Origin of the sequence: Microbacterium proteolyticum, assembly GCF_014192415.1 — a bacterium.
Lineage (GTDB): Bacteria > Actinomycetota > Actinomycetes > Actinomycetales > Microbacteriaceae > Microbacterium > Microbacterium proteolyticum.
In genome coordinates, this window is record NZ_JACHXY010000003.1 from 604,129 (window position 1) to 627,324 (window position 23,196).

Genomic DNA, 23,196 nt, shown 5'->3' on the forward strand with positions numbered 1-23,196 from the left:
GGGGGTGGCGGACGATTCGTTAGGTTAGCCTTACCTTCATGCGAATGTCGAACCAGCGCGTCTCCGCCCGCCTCGAACCCCGCCGCCACGACCTCGTCTTCCGTTCGGCGATCCTCGCGCGACGGACGCACGTGACGCCGTCGTACGTGCGCCTGCGTCTCGAGGGACCCGAGTTGCGCGGCTTCGACTCCCCCGGCGCCGACGACCACATCCGCATCTTCTTCCCGTCAGGCGCCGCCGACGACCTCCGCTCCGCGCCGAGCCGCGAGTACACCCCGGTGACCTGGGATGCCATGGACGGCTGGCTCGACGTCGACGTCGCGCTGCACGGGGCCGGCGTCGGCAGCCGGTGGGCCGAGACGTCCGCCATCGGCGCACCCGTGGGCGTCGGCGGTCCCCGCGGCTCGATGGTGCTGGTGGGACGCCCCGACGCGTGGCTGCTCGCCGGCGACGAGACGGCGGTGCCCGCGATCCGCCGGTTCGCCGCGCAGATGGACGACGACGCCATCGGTCGCATCGCCGTCGAGGTGCCGGATGCCGCGCACGACCTCCCCGTCGCCGCTCCGCCGGGCGTCGAGGTGGTTCAGCTGCATCGGGGTCGGCGCCCCGCGGGGGAAGAACTCGGCGACTGGCTCGACTCCCTCGACGTCGAGGAGCGTCCCGATGGGTGCGTCTTCGGCTTCGTCGCCGCCGAGCAGTCCGTGGTGCGTGCGGGGCGCGCGCTGCTGCGGGACCGGTGGGCGGGCGACCCCGCCGCCACGGTGGTGAAGGGCTACTGGAAGCGCGGCGTCACGGAGTACCACGTGCCGCACTAAGTGCGCTCGATCGACACCTCGTCGTCGTCACGCGACACGTAGAGCGCGCACGTGGTGTCGTAGTAGTCGCGTGTCTCGCCTGCGGGACGCAGACCGATCCGCTCGGCGACGGCTCCGGACGCCGCGTTCGCCGGGTTCGTGACCGCCACGATTCGACGGATGCCGTGATCCCGAGCAATCGCGATGAGCGCGGCCGCCGCCTCTGTCGCGTGGCCCTCGCCCCGCGCATCGGGGTGGAAGTGCCACCCGATCTCGACATCGTCGGGACGCCCCTCGGAGACCCCGGCCGACCACGGGATGCGCTTGAGAAGCACCGACCCGAGTAGCCTTCCGCCGGGAGTCGCGACCGCGCGCACTCCGAGGACGCCGTCGGCCAGGCCCGCCCAGCGATCGAGCAGGGTGTCGACCTCGGCCGCGTCGACCATCACCCGCCCGTCGCCCAGGTAGCGACGCACCTCGGGGCGGCGGTACATGTCGAACAGGAACGCTCGATCGGCGTCGTCGCGCGTCCATTCGCGGAGGACGAGACGCTCCGTGACGAGGCGTGTGCGCCGCATCGGAACGTGCGGAATGCCGTCTTCGGCGAAGGGCGGCCCGGATACGACGAAGCCGAAGCGCCCGTACCAGCCGGCGAGGTGCGCCTGCGCGTCGAGCAGGATCGGGATGCCGGGCGCCTCGGCATCGAGAACCTCGACGGCCGCGCGCATGAGATCGGCGGCGATACCGCGGCCCCGCGCATCGGGGGCGGTGGCGACGCGCCCGATGCGCGTGTTCTGCGCCTCGCGAAGGATGCGCAACGTGGCCAGCACATCGTCGCCCTCGACAGCCCACATGAGCTCAGCGCCGGACTCGATGTCGCGGCCGTCGATCTCGGGGTAAGCGGCCTCTTGCTCGACGACGAACACGGTGACCCTCAGCCACAGCAGGCGGTAGAGAGTGAGGGGGTCGATCGCGGCGACGGGCGCCCGATGCAGGGTGACGGCCATCTTTCGACCGTACCCCGCGGCTCCGACATCTCTCCTCCGCGGGCCGGGTGGAGGTTCGACCCGACGTGGGATGCCGCCTCCCCCGTCCGGCATCGACACACGGCGACGGATGGATCGATGTCGCAGGGCGCGCTACTGTCCGGATATGTCATTCCAGTCGTATCTCGACAACATCGAAGCCAAGACCGGCCTGACTCCGCGGCAGTTCATCACGCTCGCCGAAGAGCGAGGATTCGGCGCAGGCACCAAGGCGACCCCCATCCTGCAGTGGCTGAAAGACGACTACGCCCTCGGTCGCGGCCACGGTATGGCGCTCGTGCACGTGATCACGAAGGGTGCGCAGATCAGCGCCGCGCACGTGGGTCGCGGCGGGCCGCACGGCGACGCCAGCGATGAGCTCTGGCTCGACGGCGCGGCGTCCAACCCGCACTCTTCCCCGACGCCGGATTAGCCTTCGGACCGAACACCATCACTGGGACGACCTCCGAACCCGCGGCCCGCCGCTCACATGCCACTCATCGCAGCGTGTCCGCCGTCGACCGCGGCAGCCAGCGGCGCGGGTGGCATGCACGATGGGCGCGTCAAGGCTCTGATCGACTCACCCGCACCCATCGCGAACGTCAAAGCCTGTTGGTGCAGCCAGAAGGCCAACCGATTCCAGCGTGAGGGGTCAGACGGTAAGGCAGAGCTCGGGGCAGGCAGGTTCTCACTCCGTGGACGCTGGGCTGGGCGTCGAGCACACCTCGGCAGCGCCGACGGCAGCCGCCTCGAAGTCAGCAACCGCGGCGCGAAGCGCGTCGGCGTCGATTTCTGCAGGCGAAGTGGCGGTCTCTGTCGCGGCGATGAGCGCTCCCATGGCGTCGACGAACTCACCGCCTGCAGCGTGAATCCCTGGTGCCCAACCGTCGCGCGTCGCACTGAAATCTGCTTGAGCAGCCTTGAGCTGCATGATCGCGGCCGCCGGGTCATGGTCGACTGACGCGAAGGCATTCACCACGCCGGTCGACGCGGTTGAGAGCGCCGAGCCCATTTCGATGCACGAGTCCTGCGGGGTCGCGGAGGCGCATCCCGACAGCGAAGCCAACCCCACGAACACGGTCGCGACAGTCCCCGTCACGCGGTGACATCTCATTTGATGATTCCTTCCGCTCGCAGCCGCCCGAGGGCCGCCATGTCTGCGTCGAAACGATGCGTCGACCGATCCGCGACGAGAATCAAGTCGGACCATCCCATGTCCAGTGCGTGGTCGATCTGCACGGTGAACAACGTTCCCTCGACCAACGCGCGCCATCGCCCGTCGGTAAGGTCGGCGCGACGAACAACCGCCTGGGTCTCGGGGTCGATACGCACCCGATCCGCCGCATAACCTCGGATGTCGACCGCGCCTCGCGCCTCGGCGATATCGAGGCTCCACTCCGGCGACGACGCGTCGATGGATGTCAAGGCGTTCCTGTAGGACTCCTTGAGTGGTTGGTATGACGACGCCGCGCCAATGACCAGTACGCCCACATCGCCCGTGATCTTCACTCGTTCGAACTCGTTGGCGATGAAGAACCGCGAATCCATGTCGCCCCGGATGCCGTTCACCGTCACATCACGCACGACCGCGCCGATCAGAAAAGAACGCCTAAGCCTCAACCGCGTGATCTCGCACTGCTCGATGACAGGTCGCAGCTCGTCGGGCGGGCCGAGCACCGTGCCACAGTCATCGAGCACCAGCCCATCGAGAATGACACCTCGGACCGCCTCACCCCGAGCAAGTCGTCGCCCGGACAATCTCTTCACCATGTCACCCTCCGAACGTCCACATCACGCAGCCCAAGGTACGTCGCGAGTTATCCGCGAGCCCCCCAGGCCCCGAACGGGTGAAACGCATTCATCTGCTGGATGAAACAGTGAGGAGACTCGTTCAGCCGCCGGACGGACCGAAACGCCTCGAGGCGGCCACCTGCTCCCCCACGCGGCGCAGGGCGAGGATCAGCGGCTCCACGAGCGCGGTGCCGAGGACGACGTAGCGTACGGCATCCTCGATCGACCTGTCGGGCGTCGCCGCGAGTTCCGCCTCGGCGATGGCGGAGAGGTGGACGAGATACGCGTCCATGACCCGTTCCGGGACGGTGAACCCCGCCCGGTCCAGCGCGGCCAGAGCGTGGGCCACTGCGGCGACCTGGTCGGGGAAGCACTTCTCGGCGTCACCGCCCATGCGCTCTAGCAGCGCGGTCGCCGCTGACAGGTCGATGTCGGCCGCGACGACCGGGGTGACGGCCGCGTTGGCGGCACCGAGAAGGTCGTAGGGATTCGCGGGAGGCTCCTCCAGCACGCCGACCACCTTGCGGACGCCCGCGATGCCGACGCCCGCGTCGACCAGAGCGCGGATGACTCCCAGACGCTGCACGTGTGCGACACCGTACGACGCCTGGGTGGGGGACGTCCGCTCCCCCTCGGGCAGGAGCTTCTCGCGCAGGTAGTACTTGATCGTGGCGACCGGCACGCCGGCTTGCGTCGACAGTTCTGAGATCCGCACGATCACCCCTTGACTCGATAGCTCTACTATCCAACACTGGATAGCAACACTATCGAGTGAGGACATGCCATGGCATCCATCAATCCGGGTCGGATGACCCATCGCTACGACGGCGAACTCGTCGTGTTCCACATCGGGATGACCGTCAACCGCTGGTGGCGGTTCGACCAGTGGATGCCGATCTTCGGCGACATGCCGAAGATGATGCGCGAGCTGATGACCGACCCCGATTCGGGTCTGCTCGGCTCCACCATGCTGCTCGGGGCACGCGGGCCCTACCTCGTGCAGTACTGGTCGTCGCTCGACAAGCTCTACGCCTACGCCTCGGCGCCGCAGCAAGAGCACCGGCCGGCGTGGACGCGCTTCAACAAACGCGCGAGGAAAACACCCGGTGCGGTCGGGATCTGGCACGAGACCTACGTCGTCGACCGGGCCGAGACCATCTACGTCGCGACGCCGCCGATGGGCCTGCCCAGGGCGACCGAGACCGTGCCCATCGCATCGCGCCACGACCGGGCGCGAGCACGGGTGGCCGATGGCCGGACCCACGGCGACGCGGCACGTGACTGAGGGCCAGACTGGGGGCATGGCCTCGATCCTCACCACCGCTCCCGAGCTGCACGCCGCCCTCGCCGCGGGGGCGTTCCCCGACGGCGGGCCCGTGCGGGTGCTCGACGTCCGCTGGCGGCTCGACCGGCCCGATGGCCTCCCCGCGTACCGCGAAGGGCACATTCCCGGCGCGCAGTACGTCGACCTCGACCATGACCTCGCCGCGCACGGCGACCCGACCGACGGGCGGCATCCGATCCCGCCCATCGAGACCCTGCAGGCCGCCGCACGGCGATGGGGCATCGACGCGGGTGACACGGTGGTCGTCTACGACGATCTGAAGAACATGTCGAGCGCGCGGGCCTGGTGGCTGCTGCGCCACGCGGGCGTCGACGACGCGCGCCTGCTCGACGGATCGCTGCGCGCATGGACCGATGCCGGCTTCGACCTGGAGGACGGAGATGCCGAGACGCCCGCGCCGGGCTCGGTTTCGCTGTCCTACGGGGCGCTGCCGGTGCTCGAGCTCGACGCCGTCGGGGGGTTCGCCGAACGCAATCTGCTGTTGGACGCCCGCGCGGGCGAGCGCTACCGAGGCGAGGTCGAGCCGATGGACCCCCGCGCGGGGCACGTGCCGGGCGCCGTGAGCGCGCCGACGACCGAGAACGTCGACACTCACGGACGGTTCCGCTCAGCCGACGAGCTGCGGTCGCGGTTCCGGATGCTGGGAGCCGAGGACGGCGTGACGGTCGGTGTGTACTGCGGTTCCGGCGTCACGGCGGCGCACCAGGCGGTGGCGCTCACCCTCGCGGGCTACGAACCACGTGTGTTCCCCGGGTCGTGGAGCCAGTGGTCGAACCATCCCGAGCTTCCCGTGGCGACGGGGCCCGAGCCCCGCTAAGCCCACAGGTCGCTGACGGGGACCACCCTGCCCAGGACGTTCTGCGCAGCGCGGTGACCCGAGAGCATCGCGCCGGGAACGGTCGCGGGGTCATCGCCCCACGTCGCCTCACCCGCCAGATGCAGCACGCCGCCCACCGGCTCCGCGAGGTCATCGTGATCGGCGCCGACCGAGCCCGGCAGCATGTACGCGTAGGAGCCGCGCGAGAACGGGTCGTCCTGCCAGCGCGTCACGATCGCGCTGGTGGGTTCGGGGACGGCATCCCCGTAGAGCCGTCGCAGCTGCGTGAGGGTGGATGCCACGATCTCGCCATCGCTCCACGCGCGCGTGGCCACCGCCGCGGGCCCGGCCGCGAAGGTCAGCAGCGCCGGTTCGTCGTGCAGGCGCCCGAGGTCGTACCAGGAGTGCCACCACTGCCCTTCGTCGCCCAGCTGACGGATGCCGTAGACATCGGCATCCCAGAACCGTTCGGCGAATCGCAGCACGACCTTCTCGAATGCGTTCATCCGCAGCAGCCCGAGCGCGCGGCCGTGCCGTTCGGGCAGCGCGGGCTCGATGACGATGTCACCGGCGTTCAGGACGCCGACGGGCACGGTCACGACGGCGTCGGCGGAGCGGAAGGCGCCGCGGTCGGTGTCGACCTCCACCCCCGTCGCCGACCATCGCACGACCGACGCAACGTGCGAGAGGCGGACGTCGAGCCCCTCGGCGAGATGCCGTGCGAGCTCGTCGTACCCCTGCGGGAAGACCACCTCGTCGCCGTTCACGGTGTCGTCGTCCAGGCCGTGGGCCCCGAGGCCGTCCATTCCGACGCCGTACTGCTCCTGGGCACGCCGGTCGTTGTACTCGCGGACGCGCTCCTTCCGCTCCGCGTCCCACTCCTGCATTCGCAGGGCCGCCTCCACGACATCCGCGTACGTCGCGTCGACCGGGGCATCGGCGATGACGTCGACCAGCGTCTTGTTGAGCGCGCGCACGTCATCGGCGTACTGCCGCACGGCGGGGGCGTCGAGCCGCTGTCCCGCCGCGTCGAAATAGGTCAGCGGACGACTGTCGGGCTGGTAGCCGCCGACCGTGAACTCCACCATCGGCATCTCGAAGGCTCGCGCCGCTGCGGCGACCGGGCTGTCGATGATGCCGTGGATCCACGAGGCTCCGCGGTCGGTGACGTGTCCGTCGGCGCGGTCGGTGAAGACGCGGCCTCCCACACGGTCGCGCGCTTCCAGCACGACGACGCGGCGTCCCGCACGAGCGAGCAGCCGGGCGGCGGCGAGGCCCGCCACCCCTGCGCCCACGACGATGGTGTCGACGGTCTCCATGTGTCCTCCGGGCTGTCGGTTCCCGCGACGCTACTGCGGTCGCGGGGGTGGCGGCATCCGCCGCTCCGGAGAACCGACGACGCCCGAGTGGACGACGCGTACAGAGGCGAGCCCACGGGGATCAGCTGCGGCGCGGTCTGACCGCTCAGGCCTCGGGGAACAGCGCGGCGAGGGTGGTGGGCACACCGTGCTCGGTGTTCGAGGGGGCGCGGTGGCGTGCGCGGGCGACGACCTCCGGGTGGGCGTTGGCCATGGCGAACGACCAGTCGGCGGCATCCATCATCTCGAGATCGTTGAGGTAGTCGCCGAACGCCGCCGTCTGAGCGGGAGTGACCGCGAGGGCGGCCTGGAGCCGGCGGAGGGCCGCGCCCTTGTCGACGCCGGGGTTCATGATGTCGACCCAGTGCGCCGACGAGACCACCACCCGATGCGTCGCCGCGATGTCGTCGAGTGCACGCCCCACGCTGTGCGCGGCCATGGCGAAGTCGTAGACGGCGATCTTGAGCACGTCGTCGTCGACGGCGAGGAGGTCGTCGACCTCCTCGAGCGCGGCGTAATACGTCGACGCCTGGACCCGGAACGCGTCGTCGGTGCGCTCGATGTAGGCGGAACGCTTGCCGCACACGACGACACCGAGGTCATACCCCTCGGCCGCGAGTGACCGCAGTCGGCGGACCGCGCGTTCGACGACCTGCGCGTCGAGGGCGTCGGACGCCACCTCGACCCCGGCGCGCACGACGTACGCTCCGTTCTCGGCGATGAAGGTCATGGCATCCGCCGCCTCGCCGAACGTGGCACGCAAAGTCGCGAGCTGCCTGCCGGATGCCGGGACGAAGGCGACTCCGCGATCCGCGAGTCGAGGCAGAAGCTCCCACAACGGTTCGGGGACGTTTCCGTCTCCGTCGAGCAGCGTGCCGTCCATATCGACGGCGACCAGGCGGATGTCGTGGGTCACGGCATTCATCCTTTCAGGCACGGAATGCGGCGTGAAAACCCCTCAACCCCTGGGAGGTCCCGGAAAGACGCGCGGGTGCATGCGACTATGAGAAAGACGATCGCCCGATCGCGCCGACCAATGGAGAGCGGATGCCCCCCATCTGGAGACGAATCGTTCCCCGCAGCGTGCGCTTGCGCAGCCGGCTGCGGCTGAAGAACGGCCGCTGGCGTCTCGCGACGCCGGACCGCGTCCTGCTCGAAGACGTCATCGTGCCCGAGTTCCTCGGCAAGGACGACATCCGGCGGATGCTCGACGTCGGGGTCGCCTGGTACACCCGCACCTACCCGCGGCTCTACCGGGGGATCGAATACCACTCGATCGACGTCGACCCCGCAATGCAGCGGATCGCCGGACGCCATCATCACACCCTCTCGATGACCGATCTCGCGACGGTCTACCCCGCCGACACCTTCGATCTGGTCGTGTGCAACGGCGTGTTCGGGTGGGGGCTGAACACCGCCGACGAGGTCGCGCGCGGCCTCGAAGCGTGCGCGAACGTGCTGCGGCCGGGCGGGTGGCTCGTGGTGGGCTGGAACGACATGGAGGGGCGACGCATCCCCGACCTCGACGCGCTCGCCGCCGTCCGCTTCGAGCGTGCCGTGCTCCCCGCGGCGCGTGCCGACCACGTGGTGACGTCGACCCCCTACGCCCACCGATACGACTTCTTCACCCGCCGGTGAACGCGTCGGCGCCGATGATCGCGGGGATCTGGGCTCACTACGACGACGATCTGCTCTTCGCCGTTCCGACGATCGATGAGGCGATCCTCGCCGGTCACGGTGTTCGGCAGCTCTTCCTGACCGCCTCCGATGCCGGCAGCGGCATGTCGCCGTACGTCGACGCGCGCGAGACGGGCATCCGCGCCGCCTACGACGTCATGCGCGGGTCGGCGACGGCGTGGTCGGATCGACGGACGGTGCTGTCCAACGGCGTCGCCGTGACGACGACCTCGCCGGATGACGACCCCCGGATCTCGCTGTCATTCCTGCGTCTGCCGGATGGCGGGCTCACCGGCGGCGGCTGGTACGCGACCGGTTATCGGACAATCACCAAACTCCTCCGCGGAGAGGTCTCGTCGCTGACGACGCTCGACACCGGCCAGGACCTCACGGTGGCGAAGCTCATCACTACCATCGCCGCGTTCGTCGCCGATGCGGGAGCGACGGCGGTGCTCACGATCGTGCCCGATTTCGCGGAGGCCAGCGAGGGCGACCACCCCGATCACTCCGGCGCGGGCCGGCTCGTCGCCGCAGCGGTCGACACGGGACTCCTCGACGGCTCGATCGTCCGTTACGCCGTGGGTTACCCGGGCCACACGTGGCCGGCGAACCTCGACGATGGAGCGGTCGCTCGCAAGCTCGCCGTCTTCGCCGCCTATGGCGCGCACGATGCGGTCCTCCGCCGCGATACGGAGGCCTACCTCGCCCTCCCCGGTGTCCGCGATTGGCTGCGGCGCGAACACCTCATCGACGACCACGACATCGTTCGGGCTTCTGAGCCGCACTCCGACCCCTCTGGAGGCGACGGCGCCGCGGCGCGTCATGCGACGGTGGCCGGCGACGCGTGATCTCACGGCATGCGCGACATGTCCGGAAGCTCTAAATAACGAAAAGATCACGGACACCTCTTCCGCTCCGTTACCTCACCGTTATAGAGTGCATGCACGGTAGTTGTTTTGCTGTGGCACCTACGGACATGTGATTGCAGGACACTCTGGTGCAGGACCGGGCCGGTCGGGATCCCCGACCGGCCCGTCTTCGTCTGTACGACGCCGCCTCACGGCGCGAGGATGGACACGTGAAGGACGCAGAGCTCACCGAACCCGACGGCCGTATCGTGCTCGTGCGGCACGGCGAGACGCAATGGAGCCGATCCGGGCGGCACACCGGCCTCACCGACATTCCGCTGACCGAGACGGGCGCCTACAAGGCCGAGCTCGCCGGCACCCTGCTGGCGACACGGCGCTACGACCTCGTGCTCTCGAGTCCACTTCGTCGCGCCGTCGAAACGGCCGCCCGCGCCGGATACCCGGACGCTCGGCCGGAACCGCGGCTGGTGGAGTGGGACTACGGCGCGTACGAGGGCCTGACGACACCCGAGATCATCGAACGTCTCGGCCACGCGTGGACGGTGTGGGACGGAACACCTCCCGGCGAGACACCCGGTGAGACGGTCGCCCAGGTCACGGCCCGGGCCGAGTCGCTGCTCGACGAACTCCGCCCGCGGGCGAGGGCCGGGGAGCAGATCCTGCTGTTCTCGCACGGGCACTTCCTCCGTGCGCTCGCCGGCACGTGGCTCGGCCTCACCGCCGCGGGCGGCCGGTACTTCGTCCTGGGCACGTCCGCGGTGAGCGAGCTGGGCTTCGAGCACGGCACCGAGGTGCTCACGCAGTGGAACCACGTACGCGGGCGGTGACGGTGCGGCTTCGATGGGCCGTGACGGAGCCAGCGGAACACCCCGTGGAGATCGGTCACGAAAATGTAACGGCGACCTCTTCCCTTCCGTTACCCCACCGTTATAGAGTGCTCGCACGGTAGTTGTTTTGCTGTGGCAGCTACCGACATGTGATTGCAGGACACTCTTGGTGCAGGGACAAGGGCCGGTCGGAAGCCTCTCCGACCGGCCCTTACTCTGTGCGGCGCCCGCATCACGTCATACCTCACCCGGCGCAAGGGGCGAAACGTCCCGGCGGAACGGGCGCGGTCGGCTCTACGCTGAAGGGATGACCGATCGACGCCTCGCCGTGCAGGCATGGGAGAGCCTCTTCCGCGCGCAGCACGAGGTGTTCGAGGACATCCGGAGCGACTTCGACAGCACCGACCTGACGCAGGCGGAGTACGACGTGCTGCTCACCGTCACGCGGGCGCCGCAGATGACGGCCCGCCTGCGCGACGTCACCGGCAACATGCTCATCAGCCAGCCCAGCGTCTCGCGCCTGGTGGAGCGGATGGTGACGCGAGGGCTGCTGACCAAGTGCGCCGACCCGGAAGACGGTCGCGGCTCGCTCGTGACCGCGACCGAGAACGGTGCCGTGGTGTTCCGGCGCCTGGCCGCCGCGCACGGTCGCTCGATCGCCGAGCGCATGGCGCGCCTCGACAACGACGAGCTCGCTCAACTGCACGCCCTCACCGCGAAGCTGCGCGACGGGGACTGACCGCACCACCGGCCGTTCGCGACCGGACGTCGCGGGTCGCGACTCGCCCCGTGGCAGCGAAACCGCATCCGTTCGCCGAGCCCGCATGCCCTGACCCGCGATCCGATGCGGTCTCGCGAAACCCCTGCGGCTTTGCCGGATCCGGTCGGGAACCTCGCCTCAGCACTCGATGACGTTGACCGCGAGGCCGCCCTCGCTGGTCTCCTTGTACTTCGTCGACATGTCGATGCCCGTCTGACGCATCGTCTCGACGACCGCGTCGAGCGACACGTAGTGACTGCCGTCGCCGCGCAGGGCGAGGCGCGCGGCGGTCACGGCCGTGGACGCGGCGATCGCGTTGCGCTCGATGCACGGGATCTGCACGAGCCCCCCGACCGGGTCGCACGTGAGGCCCAGATGATGCTCCATCGCGATCTCGGCCGCGTTCTCGATCTGCCGATTCGTGCCGCCCATGACGGCGGTGAGGCCGCCCGCCGCCATCGCGCACGCGGAGCCGACCTCGGCCTGGCATCCGCCCTCCGCCCCCGAGATCGACGCATTGGCCTTGAAAAGCGAGCCCAGCGCCGTCGCCGTCAGCAGGAAACGGCGGATGCCCCGTCGGCGGTTCGCCTCGGCGACGTCGCCCTCATCCCATTCCGACACCTCGTTGCGGGTGACCGCGTGTCCGTCGTAGCCGAGCAACGCGCTGCCGACGAGTTCGCCGTGCGGTGTCACGGCATTGCCGATGCCGAGGCCGGAATCGGCGAGGAAACGCCACCAGTACATCGCCACGGCCGGCAAGATGCCCGCCGCTCCGTTCGTCGGTGCGGTGACGACGCGCCCGCCCGCCGCGTTCTCTTCGTTCACGGCGAGGGCGAAGGCGCCGAGCCACTCCCCCGGGAGTTCTCGGTGCCCCTCGGCCTCGATGGCATCGAGCTGACCGCGGATGACGGCGGCCCGCCGCTTGACCTTCAGGATGCCGGGCAGCACGCCGTCGTTCTGCAGCCCCGCGTTGACGCAGGCCGCCATCGCGTCCCAGATGCGGTCGAGGCCGGCGACGATGTCTTCGTCGGAGCGCAGCGCCTCTTCGTTGAGCCGCGCAGCCTCGGCGATCGTGATGCCGCGCTCGTCGCACAGGGCGATGAGGGTGGCCGCGTCGTCGAACGCGAGGGGCATCGGTGCCGAAGACACCCGCGCCGGCTCGCCGTCGCGTCGGATGAAGCCTCCGCCGACGGAGTAGTAGGTGTCGTCGGCGACGACCACGCCGTCGGCGTCGCGCGCGACGAGGGTCATCGCGTTGGGGTGACCGGGCAGCCGCGTTCGGGGCTCGAGCGAGATGTCGGCCTTCGCGAACGGGATCTCGTGCGCGCCGGCCAGCGAGAGGCGGCGCCCATCGGGCCAGTCCGACCACGCCCGTCGCACGGCATCCGGATCGACCGTCTCGGGATCGAGACCTTGCAACCCCGCGACGACCGCGTCGGGGGTGCCATGGCCGATACCGGTTGCGCCGAGCGAGCCGTAGAGGGCACAGGAGACGGATGCCACCCGCTCGAGGGCGTCGTCGGCCCGCAGCCGGGTGACGAAATCGACAGCGGCCTTCATGGGGCCGACGGTGTGGGAGCTCGAGGGTCCGATCCCGATGGAGAACAGCTCGAACGCGGAGGTGTATGCGCTCATCCCGCCAGCGTACGTCGCCGTCCCGACACCGGCCCGTCACCTCCGCGCCACGCCCGGGATGCGTGACGTTCGGGGCCGATTAGACGTCCCCCACGGTCCCGGCTATGCTGGACCACGGCCTGCGCGCCGTTTCGCGCGGAGGCCCTGCGCCCGTAGCTCAATGGATAGAGCATCTGACTACGGATCAGAAGGTTAGGGGTTCGAGTCCCTTCGGGCGCACACTGTGTTGAGACAGTGATCAGTCCCGGCCGTGAGGAAACTCCGGCCGGGACTTTTTTCGTTCCCGGGGGTAAGGACGCGCGCGGCGCGGGCACCGACCCCGGCGCCCGTTCATCGACTCAGCTCGAGGCCGACGCCTCGCCGCGATGGGCGGCATCCATCTCCGCGGAGTGAAGGTGCAGGATCGCCAGCGACTCGCGGAGCGAGCCGAGCGGCGCCTCGATGTCGTCGTAGTGGTGCACGAAGCCGTTGGCATCTCGCGCGCTCACCGACACCAGCGCATAACCGGGACGCGGTACCCGCGCCTTTCGACCGAACCGTCGCTCCGCCATGGCATCCACCTTCCCTCGCGGCCGAGATTACCGCGGCCGGGGCGTGACCACGGTCAGCGCGCGGCCGACTTCTTCTTCTTGCCGTTCTTGCCGCCGCCCGTCGTGGGCGGAGGGGTCGCATCCGATGCCGACTCGTCTGCGACGGCCTTGTCTTTCGCCCGTCGTTTCGCCTGCGAGGCAAGACGGGCGAGATCGACCATGCGCAGGGCATCCATGCGGGCTTTGCGCATCTGGGCGTACTCTGGATCGGCGTCCGCCGTCATGCCCTCGACATCGAGCCGCTGACTCAGGTTCGCCTCGACGTCGCCCCAGGCCGCGATCCGCGCGTCGGCGACGAGACTCGCCACCCGCTCCGGATCACCCGCGAACGTGCGCAGTTCTTTCGCGACTCCCCGTGACTGCTTCGCGCGCCGTCGGAGATTACGGGTGTCGCGGTCGCGATAGTCGTGGGTGCCCGAGGAGTCGGAGAACCGCCCCCACGCGCGCTTGCGCTGGTGCGTCACCCGGTCGGCAGCCTGGTCCTGCTCGTCGGCGAGCGAGCTGAGGACGGCGCGGGCGAACTCGGCGAAAACGTCGCCGTCGAACTGTCCGCCCCGGGCGATCGTCTCGACGAGGATGCGATTGCGCACAGCGAGTCGCGCCGCCGCCGTCGCAATCGACAGCCCCTCGGCAATGGCCTCATTCGTACGCCCCACGGAACCTCCTGCCCCAGGCTATCGTCCGCGGGGGCGCCGCACTCAGGACAGCTTCTCGACAACGGACGCGATACGTCGCGCGCGGGTGTCCGCTGCCTTCGCGGACTCGACGCCGGTCACGTGCGCCTTCCGAGCGCTCGGCGACAGGGCGTCGAACGACGCGCGTGCACCGGACTCGGCCAGCGCCGCGGCGAGATCGTCGGGGACCTCGATCGTCCGCGGCGTCGTGTCGAGCGTCAGCGTCACGGTGATGGCATCCCCACCGGACAATCCCGTGGCGGCCCGCTTGTCGGACGAGAACGGAATGAGGAAACGCCCGCCCATCACCCCTATCGTGCTGGCGTAGACGAAGCCGTTGACGTCGACCACGACGGCCGCGCGCTTTCCGCCGCCCAACTCGTCGACGACCGCAGGCGGCACCTCGATGCCGGTGTTGTTCCCCATCTGCGAGAGGGGCGTTTCGAAGCGCATGCCGCACAGTGTGCCAGAGCCTCCCGTCGGCGGCGCGGAAACGTCCGCACCCGCGTCGGACAATCCGCTCCCCCTCAGGCTCCGAAGACCACGTAGCGGCGGTGCGGAATGCATGAGCCGCCGGTGGGGGCGCACCGACGACTGGCTGAGAACATGACGGAATCCGTACGACTGCACGTCTCCGATGGCGTGGCCCGGGTCACCCTGAACCGACCCGATGACGGCAACGCGATCAACCTCGAGCTCGCGCGAGCTCTTCGTCGCGTCGTGGAGCGTATCGCCGTGATCTCACCGCGCGTCGTGGTGCTCAGCGGCGACGGGGGCACGTTCAGCTCCGGCGGCGACGTGGTCGAGATGGCCGCGGCCGACGACCTCGGCGACTACGTGTACGAACTCGCGACGACATTCCACGGCGCGCTCGCGAGCCTGTCCGACATCGACGCGGTCATCATCGCGGCGGTAGACGGTGTCGCGGCGGGCGGCGGGCTCGGGCTCGCACTCTGCGCCGATGTGGTCCTCGCCTCCGAACGCGCCCTGTTCCTCACCGCATACGAGGCCATCGGGCTGAGCCCCGACAGCGGTGCGTCCTACCTCCTCCCCCGGGTCATCGGCGCATCCCGTGCGCGCGCCATGAGCGCGGTCGGCCTTCGACTGGATGCCGCGGCGGCCCAGGAGATCGGTCTGGTCCACGCCGTGACGCCGTCGGCCGACCTCGACGACGCCGTGTGGGCGATGGCCACGCGGCTCGCCGCACGTCCGCAGACTCACATGGCCGCATCACGCGCCCTGTTCCGCGGCGCGGACCCGCAGGAGTTCCGTCGCCACCTCGAGGCGGAGGCGCAGGCGATCCGCGCCGCAGCCGCGTCGCCCGACGCCGCGCGCCTCATCCGCGAGCACGCCATCCGCGCCGAGCGCAGCGCCGCCGCCCTCCGGCGTCGCGCCGAACGGGCCCGCGCGGCGTAGATGAACGTCGTGCGGAGCGCAATCCCCCCGCACCCCCGACGACGACCTCGTAGCTTCGGATCCGTTGCGGAGGGCCTCGGAGAGTACTCGGGGGCCTTCTGTCGTTTTCCGGGCCTTATCCGAAGACCGATGTCGGGCGCGAGGGCCAATCCGAACCGTGGTGTTCCTCCGAAGATGTGGTGAGGCGACCGGACGGTCGCTGCCAACACTCTGGGAGATTCATCATGAGTTCATCACCCAATCGCCTCGTGGCCACCGCCTTCGGCGCTGTCTACCTGCTCGTCGGACTGCTCGGCTTCGCCGTCACCGGCGGCGTCGGTTTCATCGCCACCGAGGGTGGCCTGCTGCTCGGCATCTTCGAGGTCAACCCGCTGCACAACATCGCGCACCTCCTGATCGGTGGCGCGCTGCTGGTCGCCGGCCTTGCGAACGCCCGCGCCGCGAAGGGTGTCAACACCACCGTCGGCGCCGTCTACCTGCTGCTCGGTGTCGTCGGCTTCTTCCTCACCGGAACGGCGGCGAACATCCTCGCCCTGAACGTGCCCGACCACTTCCTGCACCTCGGCAGCGCCGTCGTGCTGCTGGGTGTCGGCCTCGGCACCGAGCGCAGCATCCCTCGCACCGCGGCGGTGTGAGATGACCGCCGCGACCTTCACGCGGTCGTGGCCCTCCGTGTCCGCATGGGGGGCCGGCCTCATCGTCGCCGCCCTCGGTGCGGGCGCGATCGTCCGCCCCGGCTCCGAGGCCGTCACCGTCGTCCTCGGAGCCGGGGCGGTGGTCCTCGGACTCGCCGCCCTGGCCTGGGGAGGTGCGGTCCTGGCCGCCGGTCGCGTGCTCGTGCCGCGAGCCGCCCTGGGCGGATCGCTCACGGCACTGGTGCTGACCGCGGCGCTCGTCTTCGCCGACCCGGCGCACACCAGCATCCTGGGCGCCGCCGCGGCATCCGTGCTCTTCGTCGTCGTCGGCGGGACCGCGGCCGGCCACCTCCGGCGGGCCCGTCGCGACGGCGGTGTCGTCGACCGGACGGCGCAGCCGATGAGCGTCATCGGCCTGCTCGTGGCCGCCGCCGTCATCGCCGTCGTCGTCACGCCGGCCCTCGGGGCGACTCAGAACGCCGTGCTGCTGCGTGACGACGGCACCGTTCCGGTCATCACCCACGAGGGTCACTGATCCGGAGCCCGCCCGCTCACACGGTGGCAGGCTGGAAGGGTGACACACGCCCCCTCCTCCCCCACCCCCGACTGGATCCAGTCGCTCCGCGGGAAGATCCTGGTCGCCCTCGCGGGTGACCCGACCGGCATGGCCCCCTATGTGCGCGACATCGCCGAAGGCGATGACGCGGGGTACTTCGTCGAGAACGGCCCCGCGTGGACGGTGCACGCCGGAATGGGCACGCTGGTGGCCGGCATCCGGGCCCTTCTGCTGCAGGCGTTGCACCCGGGGGCCCTCGCGGGGGTGCACGACTGGTCGCGCTACCGCGAAGACCCGATCGGCCGTCTCACCGGCACGGTGCGGTGGGTGATCACGCTGACGTACGGCTCGAAGACCCAGGCGGATGCCGAGACCCGCCGCGTCGGACGCTTCCATCAGCGGGTGAAGGGCGAGTACCGCGCGGGCGACGGCGCCGAACGCACCTACACGGCGGAAGCGACGGACCTCGTCCGGTGGGTGCATCTCGCCTTCACCGACGCCTTCCTCGCCGGCCACGAGGCGTCGAAGAAGCAGATTCCCGGCGGACCCGACGCCTACGTCGCGGACTGGGCGACGGCCGGTCGCTTGATGCGCGTCGTCGACCCGCCCCTCACCCGGGACGCGCTGCGCGGCGAGATCGACGGCTTCTACGCGCGCGGGGAGCTGCGCGGCGGCGAGCGCGTCGACGAGGTCGTGCGGTTCTTGCGAAAGCCACCGTTCCCCGGCGTCATGGGTGTGGCCTATCGCGTGCTGTTCGCGGCGGCCGTGGCGACCATCCCCCGCCGCTACCGCAAGATGCTGGGCGTGCGGCGGTGGCCGCTGCCCGTGTTGACGGTGACGCGGGTGATCCTGCGCATCACCGAGCGCGCTCTCGGGTCAGGACCGCGCGCACAGGACATGGCGTACGCGCGTCTGCGGAGGCTGGAGCGGGAGGCGGCGTGAGCGAGGATCCGCGTCAGGCGGCCGAGCAGTACCGCCTCGATCGCCGGCTGCGGGAGGCGGGGCTCGCCCCGTCGCCCGACGAGCGGGCGGCGAACGAGGCTGAGCGTGAGACGGCGTCAGGGCCGGCGCGGGGATCGACGTCGGCCGAACGCGCGGCATACGTCGAGACCGCGATCCAGCAGGCCATCCGCCGCGGCGAGTTCGACGATCTGCCCGGGGCGGGCAAGCCCCTCCCCGACCTCGGGGGCGGGCATGACCCGGATTGGTGGATCCGCCGAAAGATCGAGACGGAGAAGCTCACCGGGCTCGGGCCACCGGCCCTCACCCTGCGTGTCGAGCACGCCGAGATGGCGGAGCGATTGGATGCCATCGCGCGCGAGCCCGAGGTGCGCGAAGCCGTGGAGGACTTCAACCGTCGGGTGATCGACGCGCGGCGGCAGCTGCTCGGCGGACCGCCGGTGGTGACACCCACGGTCGACGTGGAGGCCGAGGTGGCGGCGTGGACTGCGCGGCGGCGGGCGCGCGAGGTGGCGGCGACGGTGGAGACTCCCGTGCGGAAGCGGCGGTGGTTCGGGCGGCGGTGACGCCCGGTCCTTCGGCGGACTCGGACGCCCGGGCTCAGAGGGCGGCCAGCGCCTCCGCGCGCTCCACCAGGGCGCGAGCCCGGGCGAGGGTCGGAGCGTAGGAACCGTCGACCGGACCGTCGGGGGTCGCCGACAGCAGCGACCTCGCGGCCTCCACCTCGGCGGGCGACGGCGTGAAGCCCGTGTGCGCGCCGGCGACGGCGGCATCCCGCAATGCCAGCGTGCCGGTGAACCCCATGGCGACCGCGTGCAGCGCGGCATCCCGGGCCTGCTCGATCGGACCGCACGGGCCGTCGATGGGTCCCGCGATCCCCGCGGCGGCCGAGGCCACCACGAGCTGCGCGCGCGGCCACGACAGCGCGATGCGGTCGGCCGCCATGCCCGTGTCGCGCCGGAAGTCTCCCGTACCGAACGCAAGGCGACGGGTGGCGGGGTGTGCGGCGATCGCCGGGGCAGCGAGGAGTGCTGCGGCCGACTCGACCATCGCCACGATCGGGGTGCCGCCCGGGAGGGAGTCCGCCACGTGGGCGACATCGTCGGGGCCGGCGCACATCGCCAGGACGACGCCCGCGAGGCGCTCGTCGAGGTCGCGGCAGAGTTTCAGGTCGTCGTCTCCGTCGCGGGTGCCGGCGGCGCTGATCCGCAGCCAGACCGGGGCGTCGGCCGCGGCGCGACGCGCCCGCTCGCGTCCCTCGGCCTTGCGGCCGGCGGGGAGCCCGTCTTCGAGGTCGAGCACGAGGACGTCGGCGGTGGTCTCGAGGCCACCCGCGAGGGGCGAGCGCAGCATCCACGTGCGGGCGAGGTCCACACGCGCAGGGGCGGGGGCGGCCGAAGCCGCCCCCGCCGGGGTGTGCGCAATGGTCACGAACGGCTCCGAGCCACAGCCTCCGCCTCCGCCTTGGCGCGGAAGGCGTCGAGCGTGTCGGTGTCGACCGTGGCGGGGCCGGTGCCGGCCTCGGCCGAGGCCTGCTGCTTGGCATCCGCCGACGTGTTGACCGACCCGTGGTCGTCGCCGGTGAGCAGGTTCTCGTCGAACGGGATCCGGCCGGCGAGCACCTCGCCGACGCGCTCGCGGTCGTACTGCTTGGTCCAGGCGCCGATCAGCATGGTGGCCACCGCGTTGCCGGTGAAGTTGGTGACGGCGCGGGCCTCGGACATGAAGCGGTCGATACCGACGATGACGCCGACGCCGTTGACCAGGTCGGGGCGGTATGCCGAGAGACCACCGGCGAGTGTCGCCAGGCCCGCACCGGTGACACCGGCCGCACCCTTGGAGGCGATGATCATGAAGACCATGAGGCCGATCTGCTCGGGGATCGACATCGGGGCGCCCATCGCCGAAGCGATGAACAGCGACGCCATGGTCAGGTAGATCGCGGTGCCGTCGAGGTTGAAGGAGTAACCGGTCGGGACGGTGATGCCCACGACGGGCTTCGAGACACCGAGGTGCTCCATCTTGGCGATGAGGCGGGGAAGCGCAGCCTCGGACGACGAGGTGCCGACGATGAGGAGGTACTCGCGGCCCAGGTACTTCATGAGCGCGAAGATGTTGACGCGGGTCACGGCGTACAGCAGCGTGCCGAGAACACCGACGATGAACACGAAGCACGTGAGGTAGAACGCACCCATCAGGATGCCGAGGCTGATGACGGCGGCGAAGCCGGTCTTGCCGACGACGGCGGCGATCGCGCCGAACGCACCGAGCGGGGCGAGCCAGAGGATCATGCCCAGGATGCGGAAGACGAGCACCTGGAAGTTGCGGATGGCGTCGACCATCTTCGCGCCGCGCTCGCCCATGCGCTGCAGGGCGAAGCCGACGAGCAGGGCGATGAACAGCACCTGGAGGATGCTGCCGCCGGTGAAGGCAGAGAAGAACGTCGTCGGGATGATGCCCAGGATGAAGTCCTGCGTGGTGGTGGGCTCGGCCGCCGCCTCGTAGGTGGCGCCGGCGATGTTGAGGCCCTCACCGGGGTGGATGATGTTGCCGACGATGAGGCCGATGATCAGCGCGAACGACGACATGATCAGGAAGTAGACCATCGCCAGGCCACCGATCTTGCCGACCGTGGAGGCTTTGGCGATCGATCCGATGCCGACGACGATCGTGCAGAAGATCACCGGGGCGATCATCATCTTGATCAGGCTGACGAAGCCCTTGCCGATCGGTTCGAGCGTCGTCGCGAACGCGGGGGCTACGAGGCCCACGACGATGCCGCCGACGACGGCGATGATCACCGAGATGTAGAGCCAGTGGTTCGGGTCGATCTTCTTGCGAGGCCGACCGTCGCGAGTGGTGCGGAGTGAAAGAGCCATCAGCGCCTATCTCCTCTTTCTAACGTCATTGTTAATTCCGGCGGGAGCGCCGGGTGGGTGAGATGTCTTTTGTCTCCGGCGGGGCCGCCGGTGGATGTCATGACTGTGGTCGACGGCGAGCTCCACGACGATTTGTGGTCGTATTGTTCACGGCATGGACGCGAAAGGGCGAAGGATGCGACTGAGCGTGGGTGGGCGTCTGGCTCTCGTGTCGCTCGGCGTCGTCGTGCTCGTCGCCGGGGTGCTCGCCGCGCTCCTGTCCGTGCAGTTGAGCGACTCCGGGCAGCGCGAGGCCGCGCAAGTGACCCGGTCGGTGGCCGAGACGTTCGCACACGAGGCGGAGATCGCCACCCTCGCCGCCGCCCGCGACTCCGACCGCCTGCAGCCGATGGTCGAGCAGATCCTCCCGGACGCCGACCTCTCGTTCGTCACGATCATGACGCCCGACGGCACCCGTCTCACTCACCGCAATCGCTCCGAGATCGGCCTGCCGTACCAGGGTTCGCGGGCCGAGGCCCTCGCGGGCGAGAGCTTCACCGAGGTCTACGTGGGAACGCTCGGACCCTCGGTGCGCACCATCGTGCCCATCCGCGAGGGCGGCGACGAGGCCGGACCGATCGTCGGCCTCGTGGCCGTGGGCGTCACGCTCGGCGCCGTGCAGCAGGACCTCGCCGCCCGTGTGCCCCTGATCGTCGCGGCATCCGCGGCCATCGTCGGCTTCGGAGTGCTGGGGGCCCTCTTCGTGCGACGCAGCGCCCGGCGGGTGACCGGGTCGTACACGCCTCGCGAGCTGGCTCGCCTCGTCGAGAGCTACGAGACCGTTCTGCACTCGCTGCGCGAAGGACTCGTGGTCACCGACCGCGACGGACGCATCGTGCTCTACAACGACGAGGCCGCCGACCTGCTGGGGCTTCCGCCGGCGATCACCGGTCAGGTCTCGCTCGACCCCCACGACGTCGACATGGACGCAGACCTGGCGGACGCCATCGCCGGTGGTCGCCGCCTGGTCGAGGAGACCATCGTGAACGGAGACCGCGTGCTGCTGGTCAACCAGGAGGAAGCGAGGGACCTCGCCGGCCGGCGCGCGCCGGAGCGCGGACGCGTGATGACCCTGCGCGACCGATCCGAGCTGCAGGCCCTGCTCGGCGAGCTGGAGGGCGTGCGCACGCTCAGCGACACCCTGCGCTCGCAGACGCACGAGCACGGCAACCGCCTGCACGCGCTGTTGGCCCTGCTCGAGCTCGGGCGCATCGACGAAGCACGGCGCCTCATCGTGGCATCCACCGAGGACCGTCAAGAACTCGCCGACCGCCTCGTCTCGGACGACGACGACGCCGTCATCGTCGCCCTGCTGCTCGGCAAGCTCGACGAGGCCGCCGAGCGGGGCGTGCGCCTCGACCTCCACGTCGCCGAACCCGCCCCCCACGTGCCACTGGCGGCTCCGGAGGCGGTGACGGTGGTCGGCAACCTCGTCGACAACGCCCTGGACGCCGCGGCGGCGGGCGCCGACCCCCGCTGGGTGAGGGTCTCCCTCGCCGAACGCGAGGGAGACGCCGTGCTCGAGGTCTCCGACAGCGGGGCGGGGTTCGACCCGGCGCTGCGGGACCCCTTCGCCTACGGCGCCTCGACCAAGCCCGCGCACATGCCGGGCGGGCGCGGCGTCGGCCTCGCGCTCGTGCGCGACATCGTGGCCGCGCGCGGAGGGACGCTGCAGCTCGCGGCCGAACCGACGACGGTGAGGGTGTTCCTGCCCGTGGTGTCCGATCAGGTGCCGGCATGATCCGCGTGCTGGTCGTCGACGACGACGCCCTGGCGCTCGAACTGCATTCCGCCTACGTCGCGCGCGTACCCGGCTTCGAGGTCGTGGGACAGGCGTCGGGTGCCCGTGCGGCGCTGACGGCGCTGGCCGATTCCGAGCGCCGCATCGACCTGGTGCTGCTGGACATGACCATGCCCGACGGCACCGGTCTCGACGTCGCCCGGCGCGCACGGGCGCTGGGCTCGCGCGTCGACATCATCGCCGTCACGGCGGTGCGGGATGCCGCGACCGTGCGCGCCGCGGTCTCGATCGGCGTCGTGCAATACCTGATCAAGCCGTTCGCGTTCGGGGCGTTCCGCGAGCGTCTGGAGGCGTACCGCGCCTACGTCGAGGGCCTTGATCGCGCCGCCGGCGAGGCGACGCAGTCCGAGGTCGACGCGCTGCTCGGGTCTCTCCGGACGGTCGCGCCGCCGGCCATGCCGAAGGGACTCAGCGACGAGACGCTGCAGTCCGTGGCCGAGCACGTGCGCACGGCATCCGGAGCCGTCTCCTCGACCGAGGTCGGTGAGAGCGAGGGGATGTCGCGGGTCACCGCCCGTCGGTATCTGGAGCACCTCGCCGACGTCGGGCGCGTGCGCCGCGAGCCGCGCTACGGCGGGCAGGGAAGGCCCGAGATCACGTACGCGTGGGTGCGGGGCTGACCGGCGTCTGCCGCGTTATCGCCCGAGAGGTCGCGGCAGATCGGTGAGTGTCCGAAACACGCGGGCGATCTCGAAGTCCGCCCGGGTGTTCCGGACGCCCAACGTGCCGCGCGGGGGCCCGCAGCCGG

27 protein-coding genes and 1 tRNA gene are annotated in these 23,196 nt (G+C 70.3%); 16 read left to right on the plus strand and 12 right to left on the minus strand.

Annotated features, from left to right (window positions below; genetic code table 11):
- Positions 1–38: 38 nt before the first annotated feature.
- Complete coding sequence (locus FHS07_RS14970; RefSeq protein ID WP_183420681.1) at positions 39–815, plus strand: siderophore-interacting protein; 777 nt, start codon at positions 39–41, stop codon at positions 813–815.
- Here FHS07_RS14970 and FHS07_RS16560 read toward each other — a convergent pair.
- The gene (locus tag FHS07_RS16560; RefSeq protein ID WP_246383611.1) at positions 812–1,801 is read right to left on the minus strand and encodes a GNAT family N-acetyltransferase; all 990 of its coding nucleotides are present in this window, start codon (positions 1,799–1,801) and stop codon (positions 812–814) included. The genes FHS07_RS14970 and FHS07_RS16560 overlap by 4 nt on opposite strands.
- Positions 1,802–1,946: 145 nt before the next feature.
- Between FHS07_RS16560 and FHS07_RS14985 the strand changes: the two genes are divergently transcribed.
- Complete coding sequence (locus FHS07_RS14985) at positions 1,947–2,252, plus strand: DUF4287 domain-containing protein (protein ID WP_183420682.1); 306 nt, start codon at positions 1,947–1,949, stop codon at positions 2,250–2,252.
- 255 nt (positions 2,253–2,507) lie between these two features.
- Here the strand turns inward: FHS07_RS14985 and FHS07_RS14990 are convergent, their stop codons facing one another.
- From FHS07_RS14990 to FHS07_RS15000, 3 genes are all read right to left on the minus strand, one after another.
- Positions 2,508–2,918, minus strand: a complete 411-nt coding sequence (locus tag FHS07_RS14990; protein WP_183420683.1) for a hypothetical protein — start codon at positions 2,916–2,918, stop codon at positions 2,508–2,510.
- Positions 2,919–2,929: 11 nt separating this feature from the next.
- Positions 2,930–3,589: a hypothetical protein gene (locus FHS07_RS14995; protein ID WP_183420684.1), complete on the minus strand. Its 660-nt coding sequence runs from the start codon at positions 3,587–3,589 to the stop codon at positions 2,930–2,932.
- Positions 3,590–3,710: 121 nt separating this feature from the next.
- Positions 3,711–4,325, minus strand: a complete 615-nt coding sequence (locus FHS07_RS15000) for a MerR family transcriptional regulator (RefSeq protein WP_183420685.1) — start codon at positions 4,323–4,325, stop codon at positions 3,711–3,713.
- A 69-nt stretch (positions 4,326–4,394) separates the two neighbouring features.
- Between FHS07_RS15000 and FHS07_RS15005 the strand changes: the two genes are divergently transcribed.
- On the plus strand, positions 4,395–4,895 hold the full coding sequence (locus tag FHS07_RS15005) for a DUF4188 domain-containing protein (protein WP_183420686.1): 501 nt from the start codon (positions 4,395–4,397) through the stop codon (positions 4,893–4,895).
- Between the two features lie 16 nt (positions 4,896–4,911).
- Positions 4,912–5,772 (plus strand): sulfurtransferase, encoded by an 861-nt coding sequence (locus tag FHS07_RS15010; protein WP_183420687.1) that lies wholly within the window; start codon positions 4,912–4,914, stop codon positions 5,770–5,772.
- Here the strand turns inward: FHS07_RS15010 and FHS07_RS15015 are convergent.
- Both FHS07_RS15015 and FHS07_RS15020 read right to left on the minus strand, forming a co-directional pair.
- On the minus strand, positions 5,769–7,091 hold the full coding sequence (locus FHS07_RS15015; protein WP_183420688.1) for a flavin monoamine oxidase family protein: 1,323 nt from the start codon (positions 7,089–7,091) through the stop codon (positions 5,769–5,771). The two genes, FHS07_RS15010 and FHS07_RS15015, sit on opposite strands and share 4 nt — an antisense overlap.
- Positions 7,092–7,236: 145 nt before the next feature.
- Complete coding sequence (locus FHS07_RS15020; protein WP_183420689.1) at positions 7,237–8,055, minus strand: Cof-type HAD-IIB family hydrolase; 819 nt, start codon at positions 8,053–8,055, stop codon at positions 7,237–7,239.
- 122 nt (positions 8,056–8,177) lie between these two features.
- On the opposite strand from FHS07_RS15020, the gene FHS07_RS15025 reads away from it, so the two are divergent.
- The 4 genes from FHS07_RS15025 to FHS07_RS15040 all read left to right on the plus strand — a co-directional run bounded on the left by FHS07_RS15025 (position 8,178) and on the right by FHS07_RS15040 (position 11,242).
- On the plus strand, positions 8,178–8,768 hold the full coding sequence (locus tag FHS07_RS15025; RefSeq protein WP_183420690.1) for a class I SAM-dependent methyltransferase: 591 nt from the start codon (positions 8,178–8,180) through the stop codon (positions 8,766–8,768).
- Between the two features lie 14 nt (positions 8,769–8,782).
- Positions 8,783–9,655 carry a PIG-L family deacetylase gene (locus FHS07_RS15030; RefSeq protein ID WP_183420691.1) on the plus strand — a complete coding sequence of 291 codons (873 nt, stop codon included), beginning with the start codon at positions 8,783–8,785 and terminating at the stop codon, positions 9,653–9,655.
- 230 nt (positions 9,656–9,885) lie between these two features.
- Complete coding sequence (locus FHS07_RS15035) at positions 9,886–10,503, plus strand: histidine phosphatase family protein (RefSeq protein ID WP_183420692.1); 618 nt, start codon at positions 9,886–9,888, stop codon at positions 10,501–10,503.
- 307 nt (positions 10,504–10,810) lie between these two features.
- The gene (locus tag FHS07_RS15040) at positions 10,811–11,242 is read left to right on the plus strand and encodes a MarR family winged helix-turn-helix transcriptional regulator (RefSeq protein ID WP_183420693.1); all 432 of its coding nucleotides are present in this window, start codon (positions 10,811–10,813) and stop codon (positions 11,240–11,242) included.
- Between the two features lie 159 nt (positions 11,243–11,401).
- Here FHS07_RS15040 and FHS07_RS15045 read toward each other — a convergent pair whose 3' ends face one another.
- Positions 11,402–12,898, minus strand: coding sequence for an L-serine ammonia-lyase, iron-sulfur-dependent, subunit alpha (locus FHS07_RS15045; protein ID WP_183420694.1), 1,497 nt, complete (start codon positions 12,896–12,898; stop codon positions 11,402–11,404).
- A gap of 146 nt (positions 12,899–13,044) precedes the next feature.
- Between FHS07_RS15045 and FHS07_RS15050 the strand changes: the two genes are divergently transcribed.
- Positions 13,045–13,117, plus strand: a tRNA-Arg gene (locus FHS07_RS15050).
- A gap of 119 nt (positions 13,118–13,236) precedes the next feature.
- On the opposite strand, the gene FHS07_RS15055 is transcribed toward FHS07_RS15050, so the two are convergent.
- Genes FHS07_RS15055 through FHS07_RS15065 form a run of 3 tightly spaced genes read right to left on the minus strand, consistent with a single transcriptional unit; the run spans position 13,237 to position 14,615 of the window.
- Entirely contained in the window at positions 13,237–13,449 is a 213-nt protein-coding gene (locus FHS07_RS15055; protein ID WP_183420695.1) for a hypothetical protein, read from the minus strand.
- 53 nt (positions 13,450–13,502) lie between these two features.
- Positions 13,503–14,144, minus strand: a complete 642-nt coding sequence (locus tag FHS07_RS15060) for an asparagine synthase (protein WP_343054733.1) — start codon at positions 14,142–14,144, stop codon at positions 13,503–13,505.
- 42 nt (positions 14,145–14,186) lie between these two features.
- On the minus strand, positions 14,187–14,615 hold the full coding sequence (locus FHS07_RS15065) for a YdeI/OmpD-associated family protein (RefSeq protein WP_183420696.1): 429 nt from the start codon (positions 14,613–14,615) through the stop codon (positions 14,187–14,189).
- Between the two features lie 153 nt (positions 14,616–14,768).
- Here FHS07_RS15065 and FHS07_RS15070 point away from each other — a divergent pair, with 153 nt between their 5' ends.
- From FHS07_RS15070 to FHS07_RS15090, 5 genes are all read left to right on the plus strand, one after another.
- Entirely contained in the window at positions 14,769–15,578 is an 810-nt protein-coding gene (locus tag FHS07_RS15070; RefSeq protein WP_183420697.1) for an enoyl-CoA hydratase/isomerase family protein, read from the plus strand.
- 224 nt (positions 15,579–15,802) lie between these two features.
- Entirely contained in the window at positions 15,803–16,213 is a 411-nt protein-coding gene (locus tag FHS07_RS15075; RefSeq protein ID WP_183420698.1) for a DUF4383 domain-containing protein, read from the plus strand.
- Position 16,214: 1 nt separating this feature from the next.
- Entirely contained in the window at positions 16,215–16,748 is a 534-nt protein-coding gene (locus tag FHS07_RS15080; RefSeq protein WP_183420699.1) for a hypothetical protein, read from the plus strand.
- Positions 16,749–16,877: 129 nt separating this feature from the next.
- Positions 16,878–17,711: an oxygenase MpaB family protein gene (locus FHS07_RS15085; protein WP_183420812.1), complete on the plus strand. Its 834-nt coding sequence runs from the start codon at positions 16,878–16,880 to the stop codon at positions 17,709–17,711.
- A complete protein-coding gene (locus FHS07_RS15090; RefSeq protein ID WP_183420700.1) occupies positions 17,708–18,295 on the plus strand; it encodes a DnaJ family domain-containing protein in 588 nt (195 codons plus the stop codon). The genes FHS07_RS15085 and FHS07_RS15090 overlap by 4 nt, the downstream gene beginning before the upstream one ends.
- 34 nt (positions 18,296–18,329) lie before the next feature.
- Here FHS07_RS15090 and FHS07_RS15095 read toward each other — a convergent pair whose 3' ends face one another.
- Together FHS07_RS15095 and FHS07_RS15100 are read right to left on the minus strand one after the other, a co-directional pair.
- Positions 18,330–19,160: an aldolase/citrate lyase family protein gene (locus FHS07_RS15095; protein ID WP_183420701.1), complete on the minus strand. Its 831-nt coding sequence runs from the start codon at positions 19,158–19,160 to the stop codon at positions 18,330–18,332.
- Positions 19,157–20,608 (minus strand): cation:dicarboxylate symporter family transporter, encoded by a 1,452-nt coding sequence (locus FHS07_RS15100; RefSeq protein ID WP_183420702.1) that lies wholly within the window; start codon positions 20,606–20,608, stop codon positions 19,157–19,159. Before FHS07_RS15100 ends, FHS07_RS15095 begins: the two co-directional genes overlap by 4 nt.
- Positions 20,609–20,783: 175 nt before the next feature.
- Between FHS07_RS15100 and FHS07_RS15105 the strand changes: the two genes are divergently transcribed.
- Positions 20,784–22,388 (plus strand): sensor histidine kinase, encoded by a 1,605-nt coding sequence (locus FHS07_RS15105; RefSeq protein WP_183420703.1) that lies wholly within the window; start codon positions 20,784–20,786, stop codon positions 22,386–22,388.
- On the plus strand, positions 22,385–23,068 hold the full coding sequence (locus tag FHS07_RS15110; protein ID WP_183420704.1) for a response regulator: 684 nt from the start codon (positions 22,385–22,387) through the stop codon (positions 23,066–23,068). Before FHS07_RS15105 ends, FHS07_RS15110 begins: the two co-directional genes overlap by 4 nt.
- Positions 23,069–23,196: the final 128 nt, after the last annotated feature.